Raw genomic sequence first — 18,347 nt, forward strand, 5'->3', positions numbered from 1 at the left:
GTAACTTTGCTGTGCTGTTTAACTTATCAATCAAACAAAAAGTGGCCTCTGTCGCCTCTGTTGTCGCAATTGTGGTTGCGCTACTCATTGGTGCAAGCGCTATATTTTCATCAAAAAATATTATTGAACAGCGCATGGTTGACTCTGAGCTACCAAGTAAAGTGCAAGAGATTAATAACTACTTAAGTAAAGAAATTAACCTCTTGCTGATGGCCAGTGAGCAACTGGCAAGCAATGCGTTTATTCTTGACTGGGCTAAAACAGGAAACAATACAAACGATACGCTGCTAGTGAACGAATTAAACCGCGTTGTCGCACAATACGATTTAGTAACCGCATCGTGGGCGAATCGCGACACGTCAGAATATTGGAATCAAAGCGGCTTTTTACGCGTACTCACCCCAGAGCAAGACGGCTGGTTTTTTGGCTTTACGCAAGCTTCAGAAAAATCACTGATCAGCATTTACCAAGAAAGTCCTGGCGATGTAAAAATGTTTGTTAACTATCAGCAACTCAATGGCATAGGCTTAGCAGGATTAGCCAAAAGTGTTGATGACATGCAATCGATTTTAGAAAAATTCACCATCGAAAAAAGCGGTTTTGTATTTTTAGCTAATGCCGAAGGTTTAGTACAGCTTCATAAAGATGACCAACTTGTTGCGAAAAAAAACCTCGACCAACTCTATGAACCAGGAATTAGCCGAACCCTTCTGACAGCTAAAAACTTTAACTTAACGCAAGTCACAATCGAAGGTAAAACCCACCTACTCGCTGCAAGCCCAATTAAAAATACTCATTTGTATGTTATTGCCCAAGTACCCAAAGCAGAAGTATTTGCAGCCCTTGATAGCCTGACATGGAAAATTGTATCGATTTCAGTGGTCGTCGCTATTTTTGCGAGTATTTTTGGTTTAATTTTAGCGGCAACTATTAGCGCACCATTGAAAAAAATAACCCAACTTTTCACTGAATTAGGCGCTGGTGATGCAAGGCTCAATTATCGTTTGCCACAAATAAATCAGCCCGAGCTCAATACACTCAGTAGTGGGTTTAATTTATTTTTGAATAAGATTGAAAATGCAATGGTGCAAGTCTCTAACGAAAGCCATGACATTCGACGCGCCTCGGGCGAGGTATTAACGCAATCTGAAACCAATGCACAACAAATTGGGCAGCAAAAAGATCAAACTATGTCGGTAGCCGCTGCCATTAACGAAATGGGTGCAACAGTCCACGAAATAGCAGCCAGCGCAGCCAGCACCGCCAAATTAACCGAACAAAGTAACAAACAAGTCGTTGCTACAGCCAAGCGTGTTGATTGCAGCCAACATGACTTAAAAAACCTTGCGTCTAACATTGAATTAGCCAGCGATAAAATACATGCCCTTGCTGAAAAAACAGCACAAATAGGCTCAGTAGTTGACGTTATTCGCAGCATTTCGGATCAAACTAACTTACTTGCATTAAATGCGGCAATTGAGTCTGCCAGAGCGGGAGAACATGGCCGAGGGTTTGCAGTGGTGGCCGATGAAGTACGTGAACTCGCCAAGCGCACCTCTCATTCAACAGATGAAATCCAAAAAACAATTATTGAGCTTAACAACACCTCTAAAGAAGTGGTGAGTGATATTGCGCGCTCAAAAGAAACAGCAAGTATTAGCGTACAATCAATGACTGATTCGGTGGCTGAGCTCAACGCAATTGTGGCCACCGTTAATAAAATCAATGAAATGGCCACTGTTATTGCAACCGCAACCGAAGAGCAAAATAAAGTGGTGGCCGAAGTGGGTGAAAATGTTGAGCGAATAAGCTCACTTAATGAAGAAGCACTTGCAAATCAATTAGGAGTAACCGGTGCGATTGCCTCACTGAACGATTCCGCGCACTCACTCGATATTCTCGTTGACTCTTTTAAACTTGAGAAAAGGTAACAATATTTATGACAAGCCCACAAAGCGCTATTTTTGGACAAAAAAGTACTCAATTTAGAGTGTTAGAATACACCCTACAAGCCAATCAGCCGATAAACTCGTTACTCCAAACTTTAGCAAGCATCAAAGAAACATTAACCTCTGTTGAACTAGTTATAGGCTTTGGTCCAGCGCTTTGGCAACAAATTGACCCTATTGAGCCTGCATTACACTTTAGTCAATTTAACCCAATAACTAGCCCTAAAGGTCATCAGGCGCAAGCAAGTCAAAGCGATGTGTTTTTATGGCTTCATAGCCATAATCACGATGCCATTATTGACGCTTTGCTGTGGGTGCAACACCAATTTATAGGGGTTGCCACACTCGCATTAGCCTGTGATGGTTTTAAGTACCGTGATAATCGAGATTTAACCGGTTTTGTAGATGGCTCTGCCAACCCACAAGAGCTCGCGGGGCAGCAACACGTTGCCTTGCTGCCAACTGAACACACACACCAAAACGGCAGTTTCATTTTAGGCCAGCAATGGGTGCATAAACTCACTGAATTCAATGCCTTATCCACCCACCAGCAAGAGCAAACGATAGGCCGCACTAAAGCCGATTCAATAGAGCTTGAAGGCGATGCAATGCCTGCAAATTCACACGTTAGCCGCACCGATGTCAAAATAGATAAGGTTGCTCAAAAAATGTATCGCCGCAGCATGCCTTATGCAAATGCCAGCCAACAAGGACTTTATTTTTTAGCGTTTTGCTGTGATTTAACACGCTATCAAACCTTGTTAAATCGGATGTATGGACTATCAGAAGATGGCCTTTGCGACCGTTTAATTGATTTTTCTGATGCAGTTTCAGGATCATTTTGGTTTGCGCCTAGTGAAGACATGCTGCAAACCGTTTTATGTCATAAGTGACATGTAGTGTAACATTTAAAAGCGGAAAAATTGACCATTTACTTTTATAGTTAAGATTGACTTGAGCAATCTTAACTATTGCTCGCGGGTAGTTAAGCAAGCGAGGTCACTATGAAATATCTTTTAATCATCGGCTTAATCAATATTTTGTTACTCTCTGGTTGCCAGACAACATCAACACCCAAGCCTTCAGAACATCCATTTGAGTTAATTGAACAGCCCACATTTAAAACACTGGCTGTCGAAAGTCAGCAAGATATTTTTAAACTCGATGCACACATAATAACTCAGCTCCAACAACGAGTTACTTATTCAGATGATGCCAAAGTAATCACAAAAGAGTTACTTAAATTCATTTTTGATTCTGCCGAAAACGAAATTAATTATCGATCAGGGTCGACACTGACGGCCAACCAAACGTTTTCACAACAAAATGCCAATTGCTTATCGTTATCAATTTTATCGTACGCACTTGCCTCTGAATTGCAACTACGCACCGCATTTCAACGTGTTCATATTCCTGAGTATTGGTCGCTGGAGCAAGGCGTTAATATGTTGACCGGACATGTTAATCTTAAGATTAATTATGAATCATTCGATAGATTAAATGGCGTTAATCGTTTTTATAATTATGCCAACTCTGTCACTGTCGATTTCGACCCAAATACAAGGCAACAACCCTTTAAAACCGAGTTCATTTCAAAAGAAGTAATAACTGCAATGTTTTATAACAACAAAGGAGCAATGGCGATGGTCAATCGCCAATATGATTTAGCGTTCAGTTATTTTAAAGCAGCGATTGAATTAGCACCGAGTTATTCTGGTAGCTGGGGAAATTTAGGGATCTTATTAAAAATAAATCAACTGAGTAAAGATGCCGAGCAAGCCTACTTACATGCCATCGTACTTGATGACAATAACAATACCGCAAAAGGAAACTTAGCCATTTTATATCACCAAACTGGCCGAGAGGTGTTAGCAAATCGCATTGAGCAGCAACTACTTGAAAAACGCAAAACGAATCCTTTTTACCACCTAGCTATTGGCAACGAGGCTTTTTTACATCATGACTACCACAAAGCGATTAATCATTACCGCGATGCACTTTCTTTAGATAAAAATAGTCATGAATCTTATTTTGGCTTAGCCAAAAGCTATTTTGAGCTTGGCGATACCCCACTTGCAACTCGCTATTTAAAAAAGGCTCATAAACACGCACAATTTAGCGCGGATTTAGAACTCTATCAAAGCAAGCTCTCACACTTAAATGCATTGGTGCAATATTGAAACTCTTTTTATTACTCCTTTTATTAACAAGCACACTAAGCATAGCAAATGAGCTACTTACTGACATTGCTTATTTAGCCAGTGATGAACTCGCTGGGCGAAAAACAGGTTCTGAGGGTAACTTAAAGGCAGCGCTTTATATTAAAACGCGCTTTGAGCATTTAGGCTTAGTGCCATTTGCTGCAGGCTATGAACAACCATTTAGTTACAGCAGTGGCTTTGGCGATAAAAAAAATGGCAAAAATATACTAGGAGTAATTAAAGCAAGCCATGCGGATGCGCCCTACTTGGTTATTACTGCACACTACGATCATTTAGGTAGTCAAGGCAGACGTATTTTTAACGGTGCGGATGATAATGCGTCAGGTGTCGCAGCATTATTTTCTTTAGCAAAAAAGGCAATGCAATACCCGCTTAATTATAACTGGTTGTTTGTTGCAACTGATGCAGAAGAAAATGGATTACATGGCGCCAAAGCGCTCGTTGCATTGTTACAAAATAACCACATTCCCATCACCCTAAATATTAATTTAGATATGCTGAGCGTAAAAGGAAGAAACAATCGTGTGTTTGCATTTACCGATAAGCGCTTATCGACAATAAAACCTATTGTTGAGCAATTTAATAACACGCAAAACCTAAGCAAAATCCAATACATCACCAGCAATTACCAAGCAAATCGTCGTCAAAAAGAAAAAATTGATTGGCGACGAGCCAGTGATCATGATGCATTTCGCCGAATAAATGTACCCTATATTTATTTTGGTGTAGGCATACACCCAAACTATCACACACCAAACGATACGTTTGCTCAAATAGATTCAGATTTTTACCAGTCGACCGTTGAGCAAATCAGTTTAATTACGTTGGCATTAGATCAGCAAAAGATACCGCAATTACAGACTCAGTAACTAATTGGGTATTTACAGCTCTAAACTGCGCCACCCATTGCCTTTTGTCTACTTTTGAGAGGGATTTTATTTTTGCTTCGAGTTTACTGGCCTCACTTCGGGTTCCAACAGGAGTAGAGAAAACCAGTTTTAGCGGTGTTTTTCCACGTAAGTTTTTAGCGCCCTTTCCCGATTGATGCTGCTTAAAACGGCGTTCAACATCCGTCGTTATGCCGGTGTACCAATGCCCAATAGGTGTTTCTACTACGTAAATAAACCACATATTGGCTTTCGCTGTGCTACAACTCTCAACTATTTGGGAACTTTTATTATTCGATTCTGTCAAATTTAGACTTTTCCGCAATGCCCGCAACAGGTATCATGCTACCAGCAAGCCAATAAGGATTAAAATAAAGAATGCAGTGGTTAAAATATTTATTCGTTTCGTTGATACTTCTATCAGCATCAGGTTGCTCTAATTGGGTTTATCGTATGAACATTCCCCAAGGCAACTTTTTAGAGCAAAAAGATATTGATAAATTAAGAGTCGAAATGACTCGTGAACAAGTTATTTATGTCCTTGGTAAACCGGTTGCTGAAGATGCATTCCATAATGCTACCTGGCATTACATTTACATGCTTAATCACGGTCGTGACAGCGAGCTTAGAAAAGCGCTACAACTCCACTTCGTTGATGATAAATTAACAAGCATCAGTGGTGACTACGAGCAACCAAAAGACTTTAGCATACCGCTTGAAGGTTAAGTCTGTTAGGCGTAAATAAAAAAAGCAGCTAGAGCTGCTTTTTTTATTGAATCTCTTTTTTGGATAAGAGATGAAACAACGCATTGAATTAATAGTAAATCTTGAAGTTCTCTATCGGACTATTAAGTAAGGCCAATTGACACGCCAATAGCTGGCTTATAGCACATTAATCCAACACCATTAGCGCTTAAAATAGCTGTCTGAGATTGATTTAGTCTCCAGAATTTGGGTTATTTAAGTGGTTTTCCACCTGTTATTTTGTTCGCTCGCCCTTCTTCTTTCGCTTTTTCAGCTCGCTTGCGCCTTGCATCTTTTGGATCTGCAATCAGTGGTCGGTATATCTCAATACGATCGCCATTTTGTAATGGTTGATGTAATTTGCAGGTTCGGTTCCATATTCCAACAGAAAGATTATCAGCATCTATTTGAGGGCATTTCTCTAAAATGCCAGAACCGATAATGGCTTCTTGCACTGTTGCATGCTCTGGCACTTGTAATTTTAAACACGTTGCCGAGTCGGGTAATGCAAATACAATTTCGATGTTAATCATGTTCTTGTTCCATAAACTTGCTTTGCACGCAAGGTAAACGCCGTGATCATACTGTTTGCCACTTCATTAAATACTTTGCCAAATGCAAGTTCGACTAGCCGATTGGTAAATTCAAACTCTAGTTCAAGGGAGACTTTGCAGGCATGCTCATCGAGCGCTTTAAATTGCCAGCCACCTGTTAATTGCTTAAACGGACCATCTAACAATTGCATTTGCACTGCTTGACCCTCAATTAATGTATTTTTGGTGGTGAACCACTTTTTTAGTCCTACTTTTGAAATTTCAAGCGCGGCCGTCATTTCATTGTGCGAAGAAGAGACTATTTTTGAATTTGAGCAATGTGGCAAAAACTCTGGATAGGCCGCTACATCATTCACTAAATCATACATTTCTTTTGCACTGTACATCACCAGCGCATGTCTACTAATTTGAGGCATAACATCTCCATTTCGAGAGTGGCGATTCTAACAAGATTTCCCTGTAAACTAAATACGTTCCCTATCCTCTTAAAAAATGGATGTAAATAAAAAATCTTCACGTATAATATCTCGCACTATGGCAAATAAAAAATCAAAACCGGGTAGCAATACCATAGCGCTTAATAAAAAAGCGCGACACGAGTACTCTTTGGGTGACAAATTTGAAGCTGGCCTTGAACTACAAGGCTGGGAAGTCAAAAGTATCCGAGCAGGAAAAGTGAACATTTCTGATACCTATATTCACTTAAAAAATGGTGAAGCCTTTTTATTGGGTAGTCAAATACAACCTCTCAATAGCGCTTCAACTCATGTTATTTGTGATCCTTATCGCTATCGTAAGTTATTACTGAAGAAACGTGAAATAGATCGTTTAGTTGGTTCAACTGAACGTGATGGTTTTACACTTGTTGCAACCGCAATGTATTGGAAGCAATGCTGGGTAAAACTGGAGTTTCATCTTGCTAAAGGTAAAAAACTTCACGATAAACGCGAAGATGGTAAAGAAAAAGATTGGGCGCGAGAAAAAGAACGCACCATGAAACATGCAGCGAGATAATTCTCGCTGTTTTTATTTTAATTAATTTTACTTCTTAATTTAACCCCCTGCATTTTAAAGCGCTCGCCTTTACCCATTGATTTTTTCTTACAATTTCTCCTACAACTTTGTGATATAACCTTGCAATAACAATTGTTTATAACTTGTTAAAGTGATATTGATATATATGAACATCATGTTTTACATGTGTTTACTTTAATCATGAATAGATAAAAACAAAGACAACAAGGATTATTAAATGAAAATATCAACACCGCGTAAGCTTAGTGCTATCTTTTGCGCCCTCGCAACCACGGGCCTTACACTTTCAACTTCAACATTCGCCCAAGATGGTGCTGATGTTGAGCGTATTGAAGTCACTGGTTCTCGTATTAAGCGCACCGATATGGAAGGTCCTTCTCCAGTTCAATCAATTAGCAAAGATGATATTGCTAATATGGGTTATGACAATCTTCAGCAATTATTAGAACGTATGCCTGTCGCTGGTAGTGGCACATTTTCAACGCGCGGTAACAGCCAAGACTCAACTGCAAATGGTGCAGCAGCAGTGAGTTTACGAGGCCTAGGTGCTGATGCGACATTAGTGCTGATTAACGGTCGCCGTGTTGCAATTAGCGCATTTGCTGAAAGCATTACCAACTCATTTGTTGATATCAATAGCATTCCAGTTTCAGCAATTGAACGTATCGATATTTTAAAAGATGGCGCTTCTGCAATTTATGGTTCGGATGCTGTCGCAGGTGTAGTCAATATCATCATGAAAAAAGATATTGAAGGCATTGAAGTAAACTTAGGTTATGGTGGCACGCAAGGGCCAAACTACGAAGAAACATCAGGCAGTTTGGTATGGGGTACAGTTGGTGCCAAAAGCAGTGCATCTATTATTCTTGATTACTACAAAAATACCCGCCTCGGTTCTGATGAAATGGGCCGCTTAGGCACTGCGAATCAAACACCTTATGGTGGTGAAGATTTCCGCTCATCACGTGGCTTCCCGGGCTATTTTAGAGTAGATGGTGTTAAAACAATTGATCCAAATTGCCCTGCAGCAAATGCGACAAGCAGTGGTAGTTGTTTATTTGATTATGGCCCATTTGGATTTGTTGCCCCAGCTTCGGAACGTATTGGCGCTATTTCACAATTTGAATACCGCTTTGATAACGATATAACAGGCTTTATGGAAATTGCAGTTCAGCATAATACCTCTGAAGCCGGTGGTGCTCCAACGCCACTTGATGAAGATGCAGGCCTCACAGTTCCAGCCAATCACCCTGATAACATCTGGAATAAAGACATTGAAATTGGCCGTTTCCGTACTGTTGATGCAGGCCCACGTCGTTGGGATATCGCCTCTGACTCATTACGCTTTGTTGCTGGTTTAAAAGGTGAATTAAATGACTGGGCTTGGGAAACAGCAGTTCAAAAAGGCCGTAGTCAATCACTACAAACGGGTGATCGCAACCAAGGCTGGGTAAGAACTGACTTCCTACAACAAGAAATCGATGCAGGTAATTACAGTCCATTCGGGGGTGTTTATAACGACCCAGCTGTAATCGATCGTATTACAACTAGCTTAGTTCGCCGTGGTGAGTCGCACATGACATCGTTTGACGCCAATATTTCAGGCGAAGCGTTTAAATTTGGCACTGAGTCAGTCATGGTGGCTGCGGGTGTTGAATATCGTGAAGAAGATGTAAGCGACATTCCCGATGATCAATTCCAACGCGGTTTGATTTTTGGTACTGAGTCTGTATCTGCGCAAGCTGCACGTGACCAATTTGCCGCTTATGTCGAGTTTTCAATTCCTCTGGCAGAAAATTTAGAGTTACAACTTGCAGGTCGTTATGATGATTACAGTGATTTTGGCACCACTACCAATCCAAAAGTAGCATTTCGCTGGGCACCTGATGACACTGTCACCGTCCGTGCATCTTGGGCACAAGGCTTTAGAGCCCCATCATTAGCACAAATTGGCTTAGGCCCATCAGAAAAAAGTCAATTTTTCACTGATACGTATCGCTGCGCTGCAACGGGTCAAGATTGCGGTGTGCTAGATTACAATATCCGCTTTGCTGGCAATCAAAATTTAAAACCTGAAGAATCTGAATCTTGGAACGTTGGTTTTATCTGGGCACCCATCGCTGAGTTTGGTTTTGGTATTGATGTGTGGAGTATCACTCAAGATAACAAAATTGCCGAGCAAGCTTTTGGCCCTGTTTATGATGCAGAATGTAACAGCCAAAGTAGTACCGTATGTGTTCGCTTACCTGCACCACCAGGTCAAAGCTTAGGTGTAATCCAAAAAATTAATAGCACCTTTGAGAACATTTCTTCACAAGAAGTAGCAGGGATTGATGTTTCTGCAAACTATAACTATTCACTTGAAGAATATGGTCTATTGAAATTCAATCTTGAATGGGCTTATCAAAGCAAATTTGAGAAAGATGGCCGTGATTATTTAGGGGAATATAACTTCCCTGAACATCGCTGGATTTTTTCAACCAACTGGGAAATGGGTAGCTTCAATACCAACTTAAATGTAAGTTTTGTAGGTGAATTTGAAGATACACCAGACATCGACTTTGATGGCACGTTAGATTTTGATTCAAATACATCGCGCAATGTAAAATCACAAGCACTTGTTGATTTACAAACTGCTTATAACGTATCTGATTCAACTAAAGTATCTTTTGGTATCAATAACCTACTAGATGAAGAGCCACCATTTGCAATCGGTGATGGTGATAATGACTTATATGGTTACGCATCACAAGTGCACAATCCTCGCGGTCGTTATTTCTACACCAAAGTAACATTTCGCTTTAATTAATAGCCAGTCGCTCACTGCTTGTTTAAAATAGTGAGCGATAGAAAACGCTAACAATAATCACAAAAAAACCGCCTGTTGGCGGTTTTTTTTTACAAAGCTAACCTAATAAATTATAGGTCGCCTTCGTTTTGAGATAAGTAAGCTGCAACACCTTCAGGGCTTGCATCCATACCTTTTTTGCCTTCAGTCCAACCAGCTGGACATACTTCACCATGCTCACTGTGGAATGCAAGTGCGTCAACCATACGAAGCATCTCGTCGATGTTACGACCTAAAGGTAAATCATTTACTACTTGGTGACGTACGTTACCCGCTTCGTCGATAAGGAATGAACCACGGAAAGCAACACCAGCTTCTGGATGCTCAACATCGTATGCTTGGCAGATTTCATGTTTAACGTCAGCAACTAATGCATACTTAACCGGACCAATACCACCTTGGTTAACCGGTGTGTTACGCCAAGCATTGTGCGAGAATTGCGAGTCAATTGAAACGCCAATTACTTCAACACCACGTTTTTGGAATTCTTCAAAACGCTTATCAAAAGCGATTAACTCTGATGGACACACAAATGTAAAATCTAACGGGTAAAAGAAAATAACTGCTTTTTTACCTTTAATTGTCTCGTGAAGATTGTAGCTATCAACAATTTCACCGTTACCAAGTACTGCTGCAGCTGTAAAATCAGGAGCCTGACGACCAACTAATACACCCATTGTATTCTCCAATAAATTGAAATGATTATATCCAAATTGGGGATTTCCCCCGCTGAGTTTAATATAGTGACTAAAAATAAAAACCCAAGCCTTTATCGATTTTAAATGCCCTTTATGGCATAAAAATAACCCATAAAACGTTAAACTTTAGAGTGAGCTTGTTTTTTTATGATTAATTGTTGATAAAAAGACTCGCGCAAGATGCTACAGAGGTCAAAGCTAAAAAGATAATCAGTTTTTACGATGGGATTGATTGAAAAAATAGAACCAATAAAAAGACCCCTCATCGAGGTAATGCCGATCAGTTAAGAAATATTTTACTGATCGGTTGACCGATCTTCTGTAGATGTAACAATCCGATGAGCCCACATGTCATCGGATTTTTTATGGAACTGTCAGAAGCCTTAGCACGCACCTCAATTAACCGCCTTACCGAATTTTCGTCATTAGCGGATGTCCTAGACCCCGAAATTATTCAATCGTGTTTAGCCTCTAATGGTGTGGCCACATTGCGTAAACGCAAGCTGCCTATGGATGCAATGATTTGGGCCGTGATAGGTATGTCACTTTTTCGCACTGAATCAGTCCGCCTGCTCATCAACAAGCTCGATATTGTATTACCGCAGGATGTGGATTACGTCGCACGCAGTGCCGTGACACAAGCGAGAAAGAAGCTAGGCAGTGATGTGGTTCGAGATGTATTTCATCTTTCAGCACAGAAGTGGCATGAGCGAGCTGAGCATCCCCATTGGTGTGGTCTGAACTTATTTGGTGTAGATGGCGTTGTATGGCGCACGCCCGATAGTAAAGAAAACAGCGCAGCCTTTGCCCGTACAGCGAATAAAGCCAGTGAAGCAGGCTATCCTCAGGTACGAATGGTATGTCTGATGGAGCTTAGTAGCCACTTAATTCTTGATAGTGCATTGAGTAGCGTGAGTGAAAATGAGATGACACTGGCAGCACAGCTCATAGCACGTGTACCAGATAACAGCCTAACATTGTTTGATAAAGGCTTTTACTCACTAGGCTTGTTACATGATTGGCAGCATAAAGGCATCAACACACATTGGTTATTACCGCTAAAGAAGAACGTACAGTATGAGGAAATCAAACGTCTTGGCAGGCAAGATAAACTCATCCGCCTAACCACCACACCTCAAGCGAGAAAAAAGCGACCAGAGTTGCCCTTAACAATGGACGTGCGACTTATCACCAAACTAATCAAAGGAAAAGAAGTCAAAATACTCACGTCCATGGTCGACCCTATGGCATATCCATCGGCAGAAATAGTCGACCTTTATAGCCATCGCTGGGAAATAGAGATGGGCTACCGAGAAATGAAGCAACACTTGTTGGCAAGTAGGTTTACGTTAAGAAGCAACTTACCAGAGCTCATTAGACAGGAGTTATGGGGGGTGCTGTTGGCGTACAACTTAATCCGCTATAAGATGGTCCTGATGGCGAAGTCGCTCAAGAGTGTTTTCCCAAACCAACTAAGCTTTAGAGATGCCTCATCACACATCATCCATAAGCTGACTATGATGCCAATTTATGCGCCCGGTAATGTCCCCGGACAGATATTGGAAATAGAAAGAAATGCCAGTCAATTTAAGCTAGAGGGAAAACGAGAACGAAGTTACCCAAGAACACTAAAAGTATCGAAAAACCGCTACCCTGTGGCTAAAAATAAAAAAGCCGCTCACCTTAAGTGCGGCATTACCTCATCGAGGGGTCTTTTTATAAGCATGAAATCGAACTCTATTAATCCATAATATTTTCAGGGATAGAGTTACGTAATTCATGCCAAATTTGACCTGAATTTAAACCATATTTACGCATCAAAAAGATTGCTTCATCAAACTTATTCGTTTGTGCCAATACCAGTAAATCGCGATAAAATTGACGCGCCAATTCACGTGTACGAGGATCTGAGAAATAATGCTGTGCTATTTTAGAGTACAATCCTCTAAAACCATTCAGCGTTAATACATAAATTGGGTTACCACATGCAGAAGCAAGCTCATGGTGCATACGGTAATCATACTCTGCCAATGCCTGCGGTGTGTCTTCGATTGTTTCGCTGCGCTCTAAAATCTCAATTACTTTTCGCGGATTATTTTTAATCGCTGCTCGAGTATAAATAGCGCTGATATTTGTTCTTGCTGAAAGTAGCTGATCAATTAAATCAGGCATTTTATCTTCATCTAGGCGCGCAAGAGTTTCTAAAATATTTAAACCAGATGTTTCCCAAAAATCATTAACTCGTGTTGGTTTACCATGTTGAATAGTAAGCCAGCCATCGCGCGCAAGGCGCTGTAATACTTCTCTTAAAGTGGTACGAGTAACACCAATGAGCTCTGAAAGCTCGCGCTCTGCAGGCAGAATTGACCCTGGTGGAAACTCACCATTCCAAATCGATTCCACTATATATTCTTCTGCAAAACCAGCGGGGCTCTTCGCTTTGAAAATTCTCATTAAAATTCCACTTTAATAGTTATATGTTACTTCATCAATCACTGATTGTACCAGATGATACGCAACTAACAAGAAAATGTAGCAAAGATAAGAAGGATAAAAACATTGAATATAAGGAGGAATACGTCCCCATTTTAAACTATAAATTAATAAGTTAGAACGGAAATTCAAACCTACTTATATATTTAAGATAAATTTAGTTTACACATGCTATTGGCTAGATTAAGTTAAATAATACTCCAAAAAATAACTAGTTACACATAAAGGAACGCATATGCAACAAACTGTTTTTTCAGCACTGGCCAAAAACTTCCTCGGTAACGCGCCAAACTGGTACAAGACTACCATTATTGCATTTCTTGCTATCAATCCTGTTATTTATATGATTAGCCCCTACTTAGCTGGCTGGGCTTTAGTGTTAGAGTTTATTTTTACACTCGCTATGGCTTTAAAGTGCTATCCATTACAACCAGGTGGTTTACTTGCGATCGAGGCTGTAATAATTGGTATGACTAGCGCCAGCAAAGTAGAACATGAAATAGCGCAAAATCTTGATGTCATTCTGCTGCTAATTTTCATGATTGCAGGTATCTACTTCATGAAGGATCTCTTGCTGTATATTTTTACCAAGCTTGTTATTAAGCTCAAAAGCAAAGTCCAACTTTCAATTGCTTTTGCATTGGCCGCTGCATTTTTATCTGCGTTTTTAGATGCGCTGACGGTTATGGCCGTCATCATATCGGTCGCGATGGGATTCTATAGCATTTATCATAAAGTGGCTTCAGGTAAAGATTATGCATCCCTGCATGATGTCAATGATGATGAACAAGTTGCGATATTAAAACGTGAAGAACTAGAAGAATTCCGTGCATTTTTACGTAACCTTCTAATGCACGCATCAATTGGTACTGCTCTTGGCGGTGTATGTACTATGGTTGGAGAACCTCAAAATCTTATTATTGCAGAGCGAGCAGGATGGGATTTTACTGAGTTTTTATTTCGTATGGCGCCAATCACCGTACCCGTAGTACTTGCGGGTCTATTAACAACTTTCTTTTTAGAAAAAACAAAATCTTTTGGTTATGGTGCGCAGCTACCCCAGACTGTGCGTCAAATCTTGGTTGATTTCGATACACACCAAGATAGTAAACGCTCAAAAAGGGAAACTGTAAATTTAGCTATTCAGGGTTTAATTGCTGTTTGGCTTGTAATCGCACTCGCTGGTCATTTTGCAGCTGTCGGCTTGATTGGCCTTACTGTGATTATCTTCACAACTGCTTCCGCAGGGATTATTGATGAACATCAAATAGGTAAAGCATTCGAAGAAGCTCTTCCATTTACCGCATTATTATGTGTGTTTTTCTCAGTCGTTGCTGTGATCATTGACCAACACTTATTCACCCCTGTTATTTCTTGGGTACTCACTTTTGAAGGAAATATGCAATTAGTCATGTTTTTTCTGGCCAATGGTTTATTATCGATGGTCAGTGATAATGTATTTGTTGGCACTGTTTACATTAACGAAGTTGCTGCAGCGTGGCAAGCTGGTCAAATTACGCGTGATCAGTTTGATTTATTAGCTGTCGCGATTAATACAGGTACAAACTTGCCAAGCGTTGCCACACCAAATGGACAAGCTGCGTTTTTATTCTTACTCACATCCACCTTAGCGCCTGTTCTTAGACTATCATATGGCCGCATGGTGTATATGGCTTTGCCTTATACAATCGTACTCACTTTTGTTGGCTTATTTTTTACATATCAAAGCCTTGCTGATTGGACTGACATTTTGTACCACTGGCACCTTATTGAACACCACGTCGCTACGTCGGTGACGAGTACTGCTACAGGGCATTAACACCCCCTTATAAAATAAAAACCGTGCTTTTTAGCACGGTTTTTTTATACTCTCAAAATAAAACTAGTTATATACTTTGCCTAAAGTATTAATCAAACTATCTCAATGCCTTAATTGATATTAAATATCGCTGGATTAGCGCTTTTTCATAGGAATAAAATGAATTTTATTGCAAACCTTCCATTATCTCGACTTGCGTGGTTATCACTTGGCCTGAGTGCCGTTTTATTTGAAATCTGCGCCTTATTTTTCCAATATTATCTCAACCTAGCACCTTGCATCATGTGTATTTACCAACGATGCGCTGTACTTGGTTTAACGTTAACTCTTTTTACAGCGATCAATCCAAAAAATATAGCATTACGTTTATTCGGGTATGGCTGTTGGGCAGTATCGGCATTTTGGGGATGGATAATTGCAAATGAGCATATTGCAATGCAAACAAACACTGATCCTTTTGCATTTAGCTGTGAAATTGTGCCAAACTTCCCTAGTTTTATGCCACTACATGAGTGGTTTCCTGCATTTTTTGCTGCAACAGGCGATTGTGGTGAAATAAGTTGGTCATTTTTAAGCTTAAGTATGCCAGCCTGGATGCAAATTATCTTTGCTTTTTATAGCTGTACACTACTGGGCGTAGTCGTAGTTAAATTAATCAAAACAAAGTCACTTTAGAGAGCGTTAAACATGATTTACTTTACTTCTCGAAAGATCCCAGCTTTGCAAGGACTTAAATTTACTCAAAGAGCAGACATAATTAAGATTGCTTTAAGTTATATGTCTACGCCACAAAAAACTATTTTAAATATTCTTAAGTTATTGATCATTACACCGTTATTTTTGATTCTGGCGTCAGTAGATGGTTGGCATGTTTTACTTTATTTGGTGGCAGTTGGATTAACTTATCCCTTAATAACTAATCCATTAAGTTACTATTTTATTCGTAATAACCTAGAAAGAGCGAAGGACGATTATTTTAAGTAAAAATCATCCTTCTAATAGTAAGGGCCATCAGGCCCTTTTTAAAAACGTACTTTACCATCAAGTTTTGCGATCACTTTATCACCTATTCCTTTGACTTTCTTTAGATCGGATAAAGATGCAAACTCACCAAACTGCTCTCTGTAAGAAATAATTGCAGCTGCTTTTGTCTTACCAAGACCTGGCAGTGACTGCAACGCTTTAACATCTGCAGTATTGAGATTAATTAACTCAGATTCAACTTGAACAGGTAAATTTTCAGGTTGTGTGCCTTCATTTGCAAATACCGTAGTAGGCATTGATACAAGTAAAGCCATTACAAAACTAATTACTGTTATAAACTTCATTGTTTTTCCTCCATGATGTCCTTCTTGGACTAACGGTTTATTAGCACAATTGCTAATACTTAAAATAAAGAATAAATAATTAAAAATGTCAAAATTTATTAAAATAAATAGGAACACAATAAAAAATATGATTTATTAAGTGTTCTAACTTGAAACTCAAATAAAAAGAGATTACTGTATATAAAAACAGTAGCTCTTATGGGGTATTTATGGCCGTTATAATAAAATATGTTGTAGAAAGAAATGGAGTCGAGCGAATGACTTTTACTAGTAAAAAAGATGCCGATGCGTATGACAAAATGTTGGATATTGCAGAGTCACTTGAAGCTATTTTATCAACTATCAATGTGCCGTTAAGTGAACAACAAGTTGAATCATTAGCTTTAGAAATGGCCAAAGATAAAGAGAATATAATTAATGCACTTAAAGGTGCTTTAAAAACCAATGACGTTAAACCACAGAAGAATGAAGAAAAAAAGATACCAAGTGATGAATCTGGTAATGTGGCTAAAATCAAAAAAGTAAGTTAAATAAGCGGGTTTACCCCGCTTTTATTTTAAATAATTTATTTTAATACTGCGGCAACTGCTTTGGCGAAATAGTCGACATTAGCGTGGCTTACACCTGCCACATTGACTCTGCTAGATCCAACCATATAAATACCATATTCTTTTTGTAAACGGTCAATTTGATGTTTATTAATACCTAAAAACGAAAACATACCAAACTGGTGTTTAATAAATGAAAAGTCTTGATCAATACCTTCTGCATTTAAAGAATCAACAATCAAAGTACGTAATCCATTGATACGATCACGCATTTCAGCTAATTCTTGATGCCAAAGTGCGGTTAATTCTGTGCTACCAAGAATAGTATCAACTATCGCAGCACCATGTGCTGGAGGCATAGAATAAATACTACGTACAACACTCAACAAAACTGAATTAGCTACATCTGCCACTTTAGAATCTGATGAAATAATAGAACACGCACCGATTCGCTCACGATATAAACCAAAGTTTTTAGAGCACGATGAACAAATAATTAACTCATCTACATAGTCGGCTAATAAGCGAAGTCCTGCTGCATCATCATCAAGTCCTGTACCAAAACCTTGATAAGCGATATCAACTAATGGCGTAAAACCTACCTCAACAGCAAGCTCTGCAACTATTTTCCATTGTTCAATATTTAAATCCATACCGCTTGGGTTATGACAACATGCATGTAACAGTACCACATCGCCTTTTGGAACTTGCTTTAATGATGCAATCATTTCATCAAATAACAGCCCTTTATTTTCATAATCATAATACGGGTATTCTTTAACTTGTAATCCTGCTGCTTCAAATAAGCTAATATGGTTTGCCCATGTTGGTGTGGTCACCCAAACTGTCGCTTTCGGATTGCAACGGACAATAAATTCAGCCGCAACACGTAACGCACCGGTACCACCTGGAGCTTGTGCTGTACGGACTCTGTTTGCAAGTAGCGTTTTATGCTCACCTAGCAATTGCGTTTCCATTTTGTTACAGAAACCTAAATCACCCGCTAAACCAATATAGGATTTTGATGTTTCATTTTCTAAACGAAATGCTTCAGCCTTTTTAACAGCCTTAAGTACTGGTGTATGACCAGTTTCATCTTTAAATACACCGACACCTAAATCAATTTTATTTGGATTGGTATCTTGGCGATAAGCGGCCATTAGGCCTAATATTGGGTCTGTTGGTAACGGTTTCAAAATAGAAAACATTGAACGTATCTCTT

Annotated in this window: 19 protein-coding genes; 12 read left to right on the forward strand and 7 right to left on the reverse strand. The window is 39.5% G+C overall.

The genetic code is table 11. The features are described from left to right. Positions 1-11 precede the first annotated feature (11 nt). The 4 genes from AC3KZC_RS11120 to AC3KZC_RS11135 all read left to right on the forward strand — a co-directional run bounded on the left by AC3KZC_RS11120 (position 12) and on the right by AC3KZC_RS11135 (position 5,040). Positions 12-1,931 (forward strand): methyl-accepting chemotaxis protein, encoded by a 1,920-nt coding sequence (locus tag AC3KZC_RS11120; RefSeq protein ID WP_490579415.1) that lies wholly within the window; start codon positions 12-14, stop codon positions 1,929-1,931. Between the two features lie 8 nt (positions 1,932-1,939). Continuing rightward, on the forward strand, positions 1,940-2,842 hold the full coding sequence (locus AC3KZC_RS11125; protein WP_490579414.1) for a Dyp-type peroxidase: 903 nt from the start codon (positions 1,940-1,942) through the stop codon (positions 2,840-2,842). Between the two features lie 111 nt (positions 2,843-2,953). Continuing rightward, a complete protein-coding gene (locus AC3KZC_RS11130; RefSeq protein ID WP_490579413.1) occupies positions 2,954-4,129 on the forward strand; it encodes a tetratricopeptide repeat protein in 1,176 nt (391 codons plus the stop codon). Beyond that, positions 4,126-5,040 (forward strand): M28 family peptidase, encoded by a 915-nt coding sequence (locus AC3KZC_RS11135; protein WP_490579412.1) that lies wholly within the window; start codon positions 4,126-4,128, stop codon positions 5,038-5,040. Before AC3KZC_RS11130 ends, AC3KZC_RS11135 begins: the two co-directional genes overlap by 4 nt. Here the strand turns inward: AC3KZC_RS11135 and AC3KZC_RS11140 are convergent. Continuing rightward, positions 4,991-5,302 (reverse strand): GIY-YIG nuclease family protein, encoded by a 312-nt coding sequence (locus AC3KZC_RS11140; RefSeq protein ID WP_490579411.1) that lies wholly within the window; start codon positions 5,300-5,302, stop codon positions 4,991-4,993. The two genes, AC3KZC_RS11135 and AC3KZC_RS11140, sit on opposite strands and share 50 nt — an antisense overlap. Positions 5,303-5,436: 134 nt before the next feature. Between AC3KZC_RS11140 and AC3KZC_RS11145 the strand changes: the two genes are divergently transcribed. Next, positions 5,437-5,784: an outer membrane protein assembly factor BamE gene (locus AC3KZC_RS11145; RefSeq protein ID WP_490579410.1), complete on the forward strand. Its 348-nt coding sequence runs from the start codon at positions 5,437-5,439 to the stop codon at positions 5,782-5,784. Between the two features lie 230 nt (positions 5,785-6,014). Here the strand turns inward: AC3KZC_RS11145 and AC3KZC_RS11150 are convergent, their stop codons facing one another. Both AC3KZC_RS11150 and AC3KZC_RS11155 read right to left on the reverse strand, forming a co-directional pair. Continuing rightward, complete coding sequence (locus AC3KZC_RS11150) at positions 6,015-6,335, reverse strand: RnfH family protein (protein ID WP_490579409.1); 321 nt, start codon at positions 6,333-6,335, stop codon at positions 6,015-6,017. Next, positions 6,332-6,772, reverse strand: coding sequence for an SRPBCC family protein (locus tag AC3KZC_RS11155; RefSeq protein ID WP_490579408.1), 441 nt, complete (start codon positions 6,770-6,772; stop codon positions 6,332-6,334). Before AC3KZC_RS11155 ends, AC3KZC_RS11150 begins: the two co-directional genes overlap by 4 nt. Before the next feature lie 118 nt (positions 6,773-6,890). Between AC3KZC_RS11155 and smpB the strand changes: the two genes are divergently transcribed. After that, positions 6,891-7,370, forward strand: coding sequence for an SsrA-binding protein SmpB (smpB, locus tag AC3KZC_RS11160; protein WP_490579407.1), 480 nt, complete (start codon positions 6,891-6,893; stop codon positions 7,368-7,370). 238 nt (positions 7,371-7,608) lie between these two features. Continuing rightward, entirely contained in the window at positions 7,609-10,200 is a 2,592-nt protein-coding gene (locus AC3KZC_RS11165) for a TonB-dependent receptor (protein WP_490579406.1), read from the forward strand. Between the two features lie 110 nt (positions 10,201-10,310). Here the strand turns inward: AC3KZC_RS11165 and AC3KZC_RS11170 are convergent, their stop codons facing one another. Beyond that, on the reverse strand, positions 10,311-10,916 hold the full coding sequence (locus AC3KZC_RS11170; RefSeq protein WP_009838742.1) for a peroxiredoxin C: 606 nt from the start codon (positions 10,914-10,916) through the stop codon (positions 10,311-10,313). A gap of 386 nt (positions 10,917-11,302) precedes the next feature. Between AC3KZC_RS11170 and AC3KZC_RS11175 the strand changes: the two genes are divergently transcribed. Next, on the forward strand, positions 11,303-12,688 hold the full coding sequence (locus tag AC3KZC_RS11175; RefSeq protein WP_518525923.1) for an IS4 family transposase: 1,386 nt from the start codon (positions 11,303-11,305) through the stop codon (positions 12,686-12,688). Here the strand turns inward: AC3KZC_RS11175 and fadR are convergent. After that, positions 12,678-13,391: a fatty acid metabolism transcriptional regulator FadR gene (fadR, locus tag AC3KZC_RS11180; RefSeq protein WP_490578040.1), complete on the reverse strand. Its 714-nt coding sequence runs from the start codon at positions 13,389-13,391 to the stop codon at positions 12,678-12,680. The genes AC3KZC_RS11175 and fadR overlap by 11 nt on opposite strands. 274 nt (positions 13,392-13,665) lie before the next feature. Between fadR and nhaB the strand changes: the two genes are divergently transcribed. From nhaB to AC3KZC_RS11195, 3 genes are all read left to right on the forward strand, one after another. After that, positions 13,666-15,249: a sodium/proton antiporter NhaB gene (gene nhaB, locus AC3KZC_RS11185; RefSeq protein ID WP_490578039.1), complete on the forward strand. Its 1,584-nt coding sequence runs from the start codon at positions 13,666-13,668 to the stop codon at positions 15,247-15,249. Between the two features lie 159 nt (positions 15,250-15,408). After that, positions 15,409-15,924 carry a disulfide bond formation protein DsbB gene (gene dsbB, locus AC3KZC_RS11190; RefSeq protein WP_490578038.1) on the forward strand — a complete coding sequence of 172 codons (516 nt, stop codon included), beginning with the start codon at positions 15,409-15,411 and terminating at the stop codon, positions 15,922-15,924. 12 nt (positions 15,925-15,936) lie between these two features. Beyond that, positions 15,937-16,233 carry a DUF6170 family protein gene (locus AC3KZC_RS11195; protein ID WP_490578037.1) on the forward strand — a complete coding sequence of 99 codons (297 nt, stop codon included), beginning with the start codon at positions 15,937-15,939 and terminating at the stop codon, positions 16,231-16,233. 38 nt (positions 16,234-16,271) lie between these two features. On the opposite strand, the gene AC3KZC_RS11200 is transcribed toward AC3KZC_RS11195, so the two are convergent. Next, entirely contained in the window at positions 16,272-16,577 is a 306-nt protein-coding gene (locus tag AC3KZC_RS11200; protein ID WP_490578036.1) for a ComEA family DNA-binding protein, read from the reverse strand. Between the two features lie 209 nt (positions 16,578-16,786). On the opposite strand from AC3KZC_RS11200, the gene AC3KZC_RS11205 reads away from it, so the two are divergent. Beyond that, positions 16,787-17,107, forward strand: coding sequence for a YebG family protein (locus AC3KZC_RS11205; RefSeq protein ID WP_490578035.1), 321 nt, complete (start codon positions 16,787-16,789; stop codon positions 17,105-17,107). A 35-nt stretch (positions 17,108-17,142) separates the two neighbouring features. On the opposite strand, the gene AC3KZC_RS11210 is transcribed toward AC3KZC_RS11205, so the two are convergent. Beyond that, positions 17,143-18,333: an amino acid aminotransferase gene (locus AC3KZC_RS11210; protein ID WP_490578034.1), complete on the reverse strand. Its 1,191-nt coding sequence runs from the start codon at positions 18,331-18,333 to the stop codon at positions 17,143-17,145. Between the last annotated feature and the right edge of the window lie 14 nt (positions 18,334-18,347).

The organism is Pseudoalteromonas sp. J2K-J031, assembly GCF_058197095.2.

Excerpts from the sequence above, each read along its gene's own strand:
- dsbB (WP_490578038.1), top strand. The coding sequence starts at position 15,409 with ATGAATTTTATTGCAAACCTTCCATTATCTCGACTTGCGTGGTTATCA.
- AC3KZC_RS11165 (WP_490579406.1), top strand. The coding sequence starts at position 7,609 with ATGAAAATATCAACACCGCGTAAGCTTAGTGCTATCTTTTGCGCCCTC.
- AC3KZC_RS11210 (WP_490578034.1), bottom strand. The coding sequence starts at position 18,333 with ATGTTTTCTATTTTGAAACCGTTACCAACAGACCCAATATTAGGCCTA.
- smpB (WP_490579407.1), top strand. The coding sequence starts at position 6,891 with ATGGCAAATAAAAAATCAAAACCGGGTAGCAATACCATAGCGCTTAAT.
- AC3KZC_RS11175 (WP_518525923.1), top strand. The coding sequence starts at position 11,303 with ATGGAACTGTCAGAAGCCTTAGCACGCACCTCAATTAACCGCCTTACC.
- AC3KZC_RS11155 (WP_490579408.1), bottom strand. The coding sequence starts at position 6,772 with ATGCCTCAAATTAGTAGACATGCGCTGGTGATGTACAGTGCAAAAGAA.
- AC3KZC_RS11170 (WP_009838742.1), bottom strand. The coding sequence starts at position 10,916 with ATGGGTGTATTAGTTGGTCGTCAGGCTCCTGATTTTACAGCTGCAGCA.
- nhaB (WP_490578039.1), top strand. The coding sequence starts at position 13,666 with ATGCAACAAACTGTTTTTTCAGCACTGGCCAAAAACTTCCTCGGTAAC.
- AC3KZC_RS11195 (WP_490578037.1), top strand. The coding sequence starts at position 15,937 with ATGATTTACTTTACTTCTCGAAAGATCCCAGCTTTGCAAGGACTTAAA.
- AC3KZC_RS11145 (WP_490579410.1), top strand. The coding sequence starts at position 5,437 with ATGCAGTGGTTAAAATATTTATTCGTTTCGTTGATACTTCTATCAGCA.
- AC3KZC_RS11125 (WP_490579414.1), top strand. The coding sequence starts at position 1,940 with ATGACAAGCCCACAAAGCGCTATTTTTGGACAAAAAAGTACTCAATTT.
- fadR (WP_490578040.1), bottom strand. The coding sequence starts at position 13,391 with ATGAGAATTTTCAAAGCGAAGAGCCCCGCTGGTTTTGCAGAAGAATAT.
- AC3KZC_RS11150 (WP_490579409.1), bottom strand. The coding sequence starts at position 6,335 with ATGATTAACATCGAAATTGTATTTGCATTACCCGACTCGGCAACGTGT.
- AC3KZC_RS11205 (WP_490578035.1), top strand. The coding sequence starts at position 16,787 with ATGGCCGTTATAATAAAATATGTTGTAGAAAGAAATGGAGTCGAGCGA.
- AC3KZC_RS11200 (WP_490578036.1), bottom strand. The coding sequence starts at position 16,577 with ATGAAGTTTATAACAGTAATTAGTTTTGTAATGGCTTTACTTGTATCA.
- AC3KZC_RS11130 (WP_490579413.1), top strand. The coding sequence starts at position 2,954 with ATGAAATATCTTTTAATCATCGGCTTAATCAATATTTTGTTACTCTCT.
- AC3KZC_RS11140 (WP_490579411.1), bottom strand. The coding sequence starts at position 5,302 with ATGTGGTTTATTTACGTAGTAGAAACACCTATTGGGCATTGGTACACC.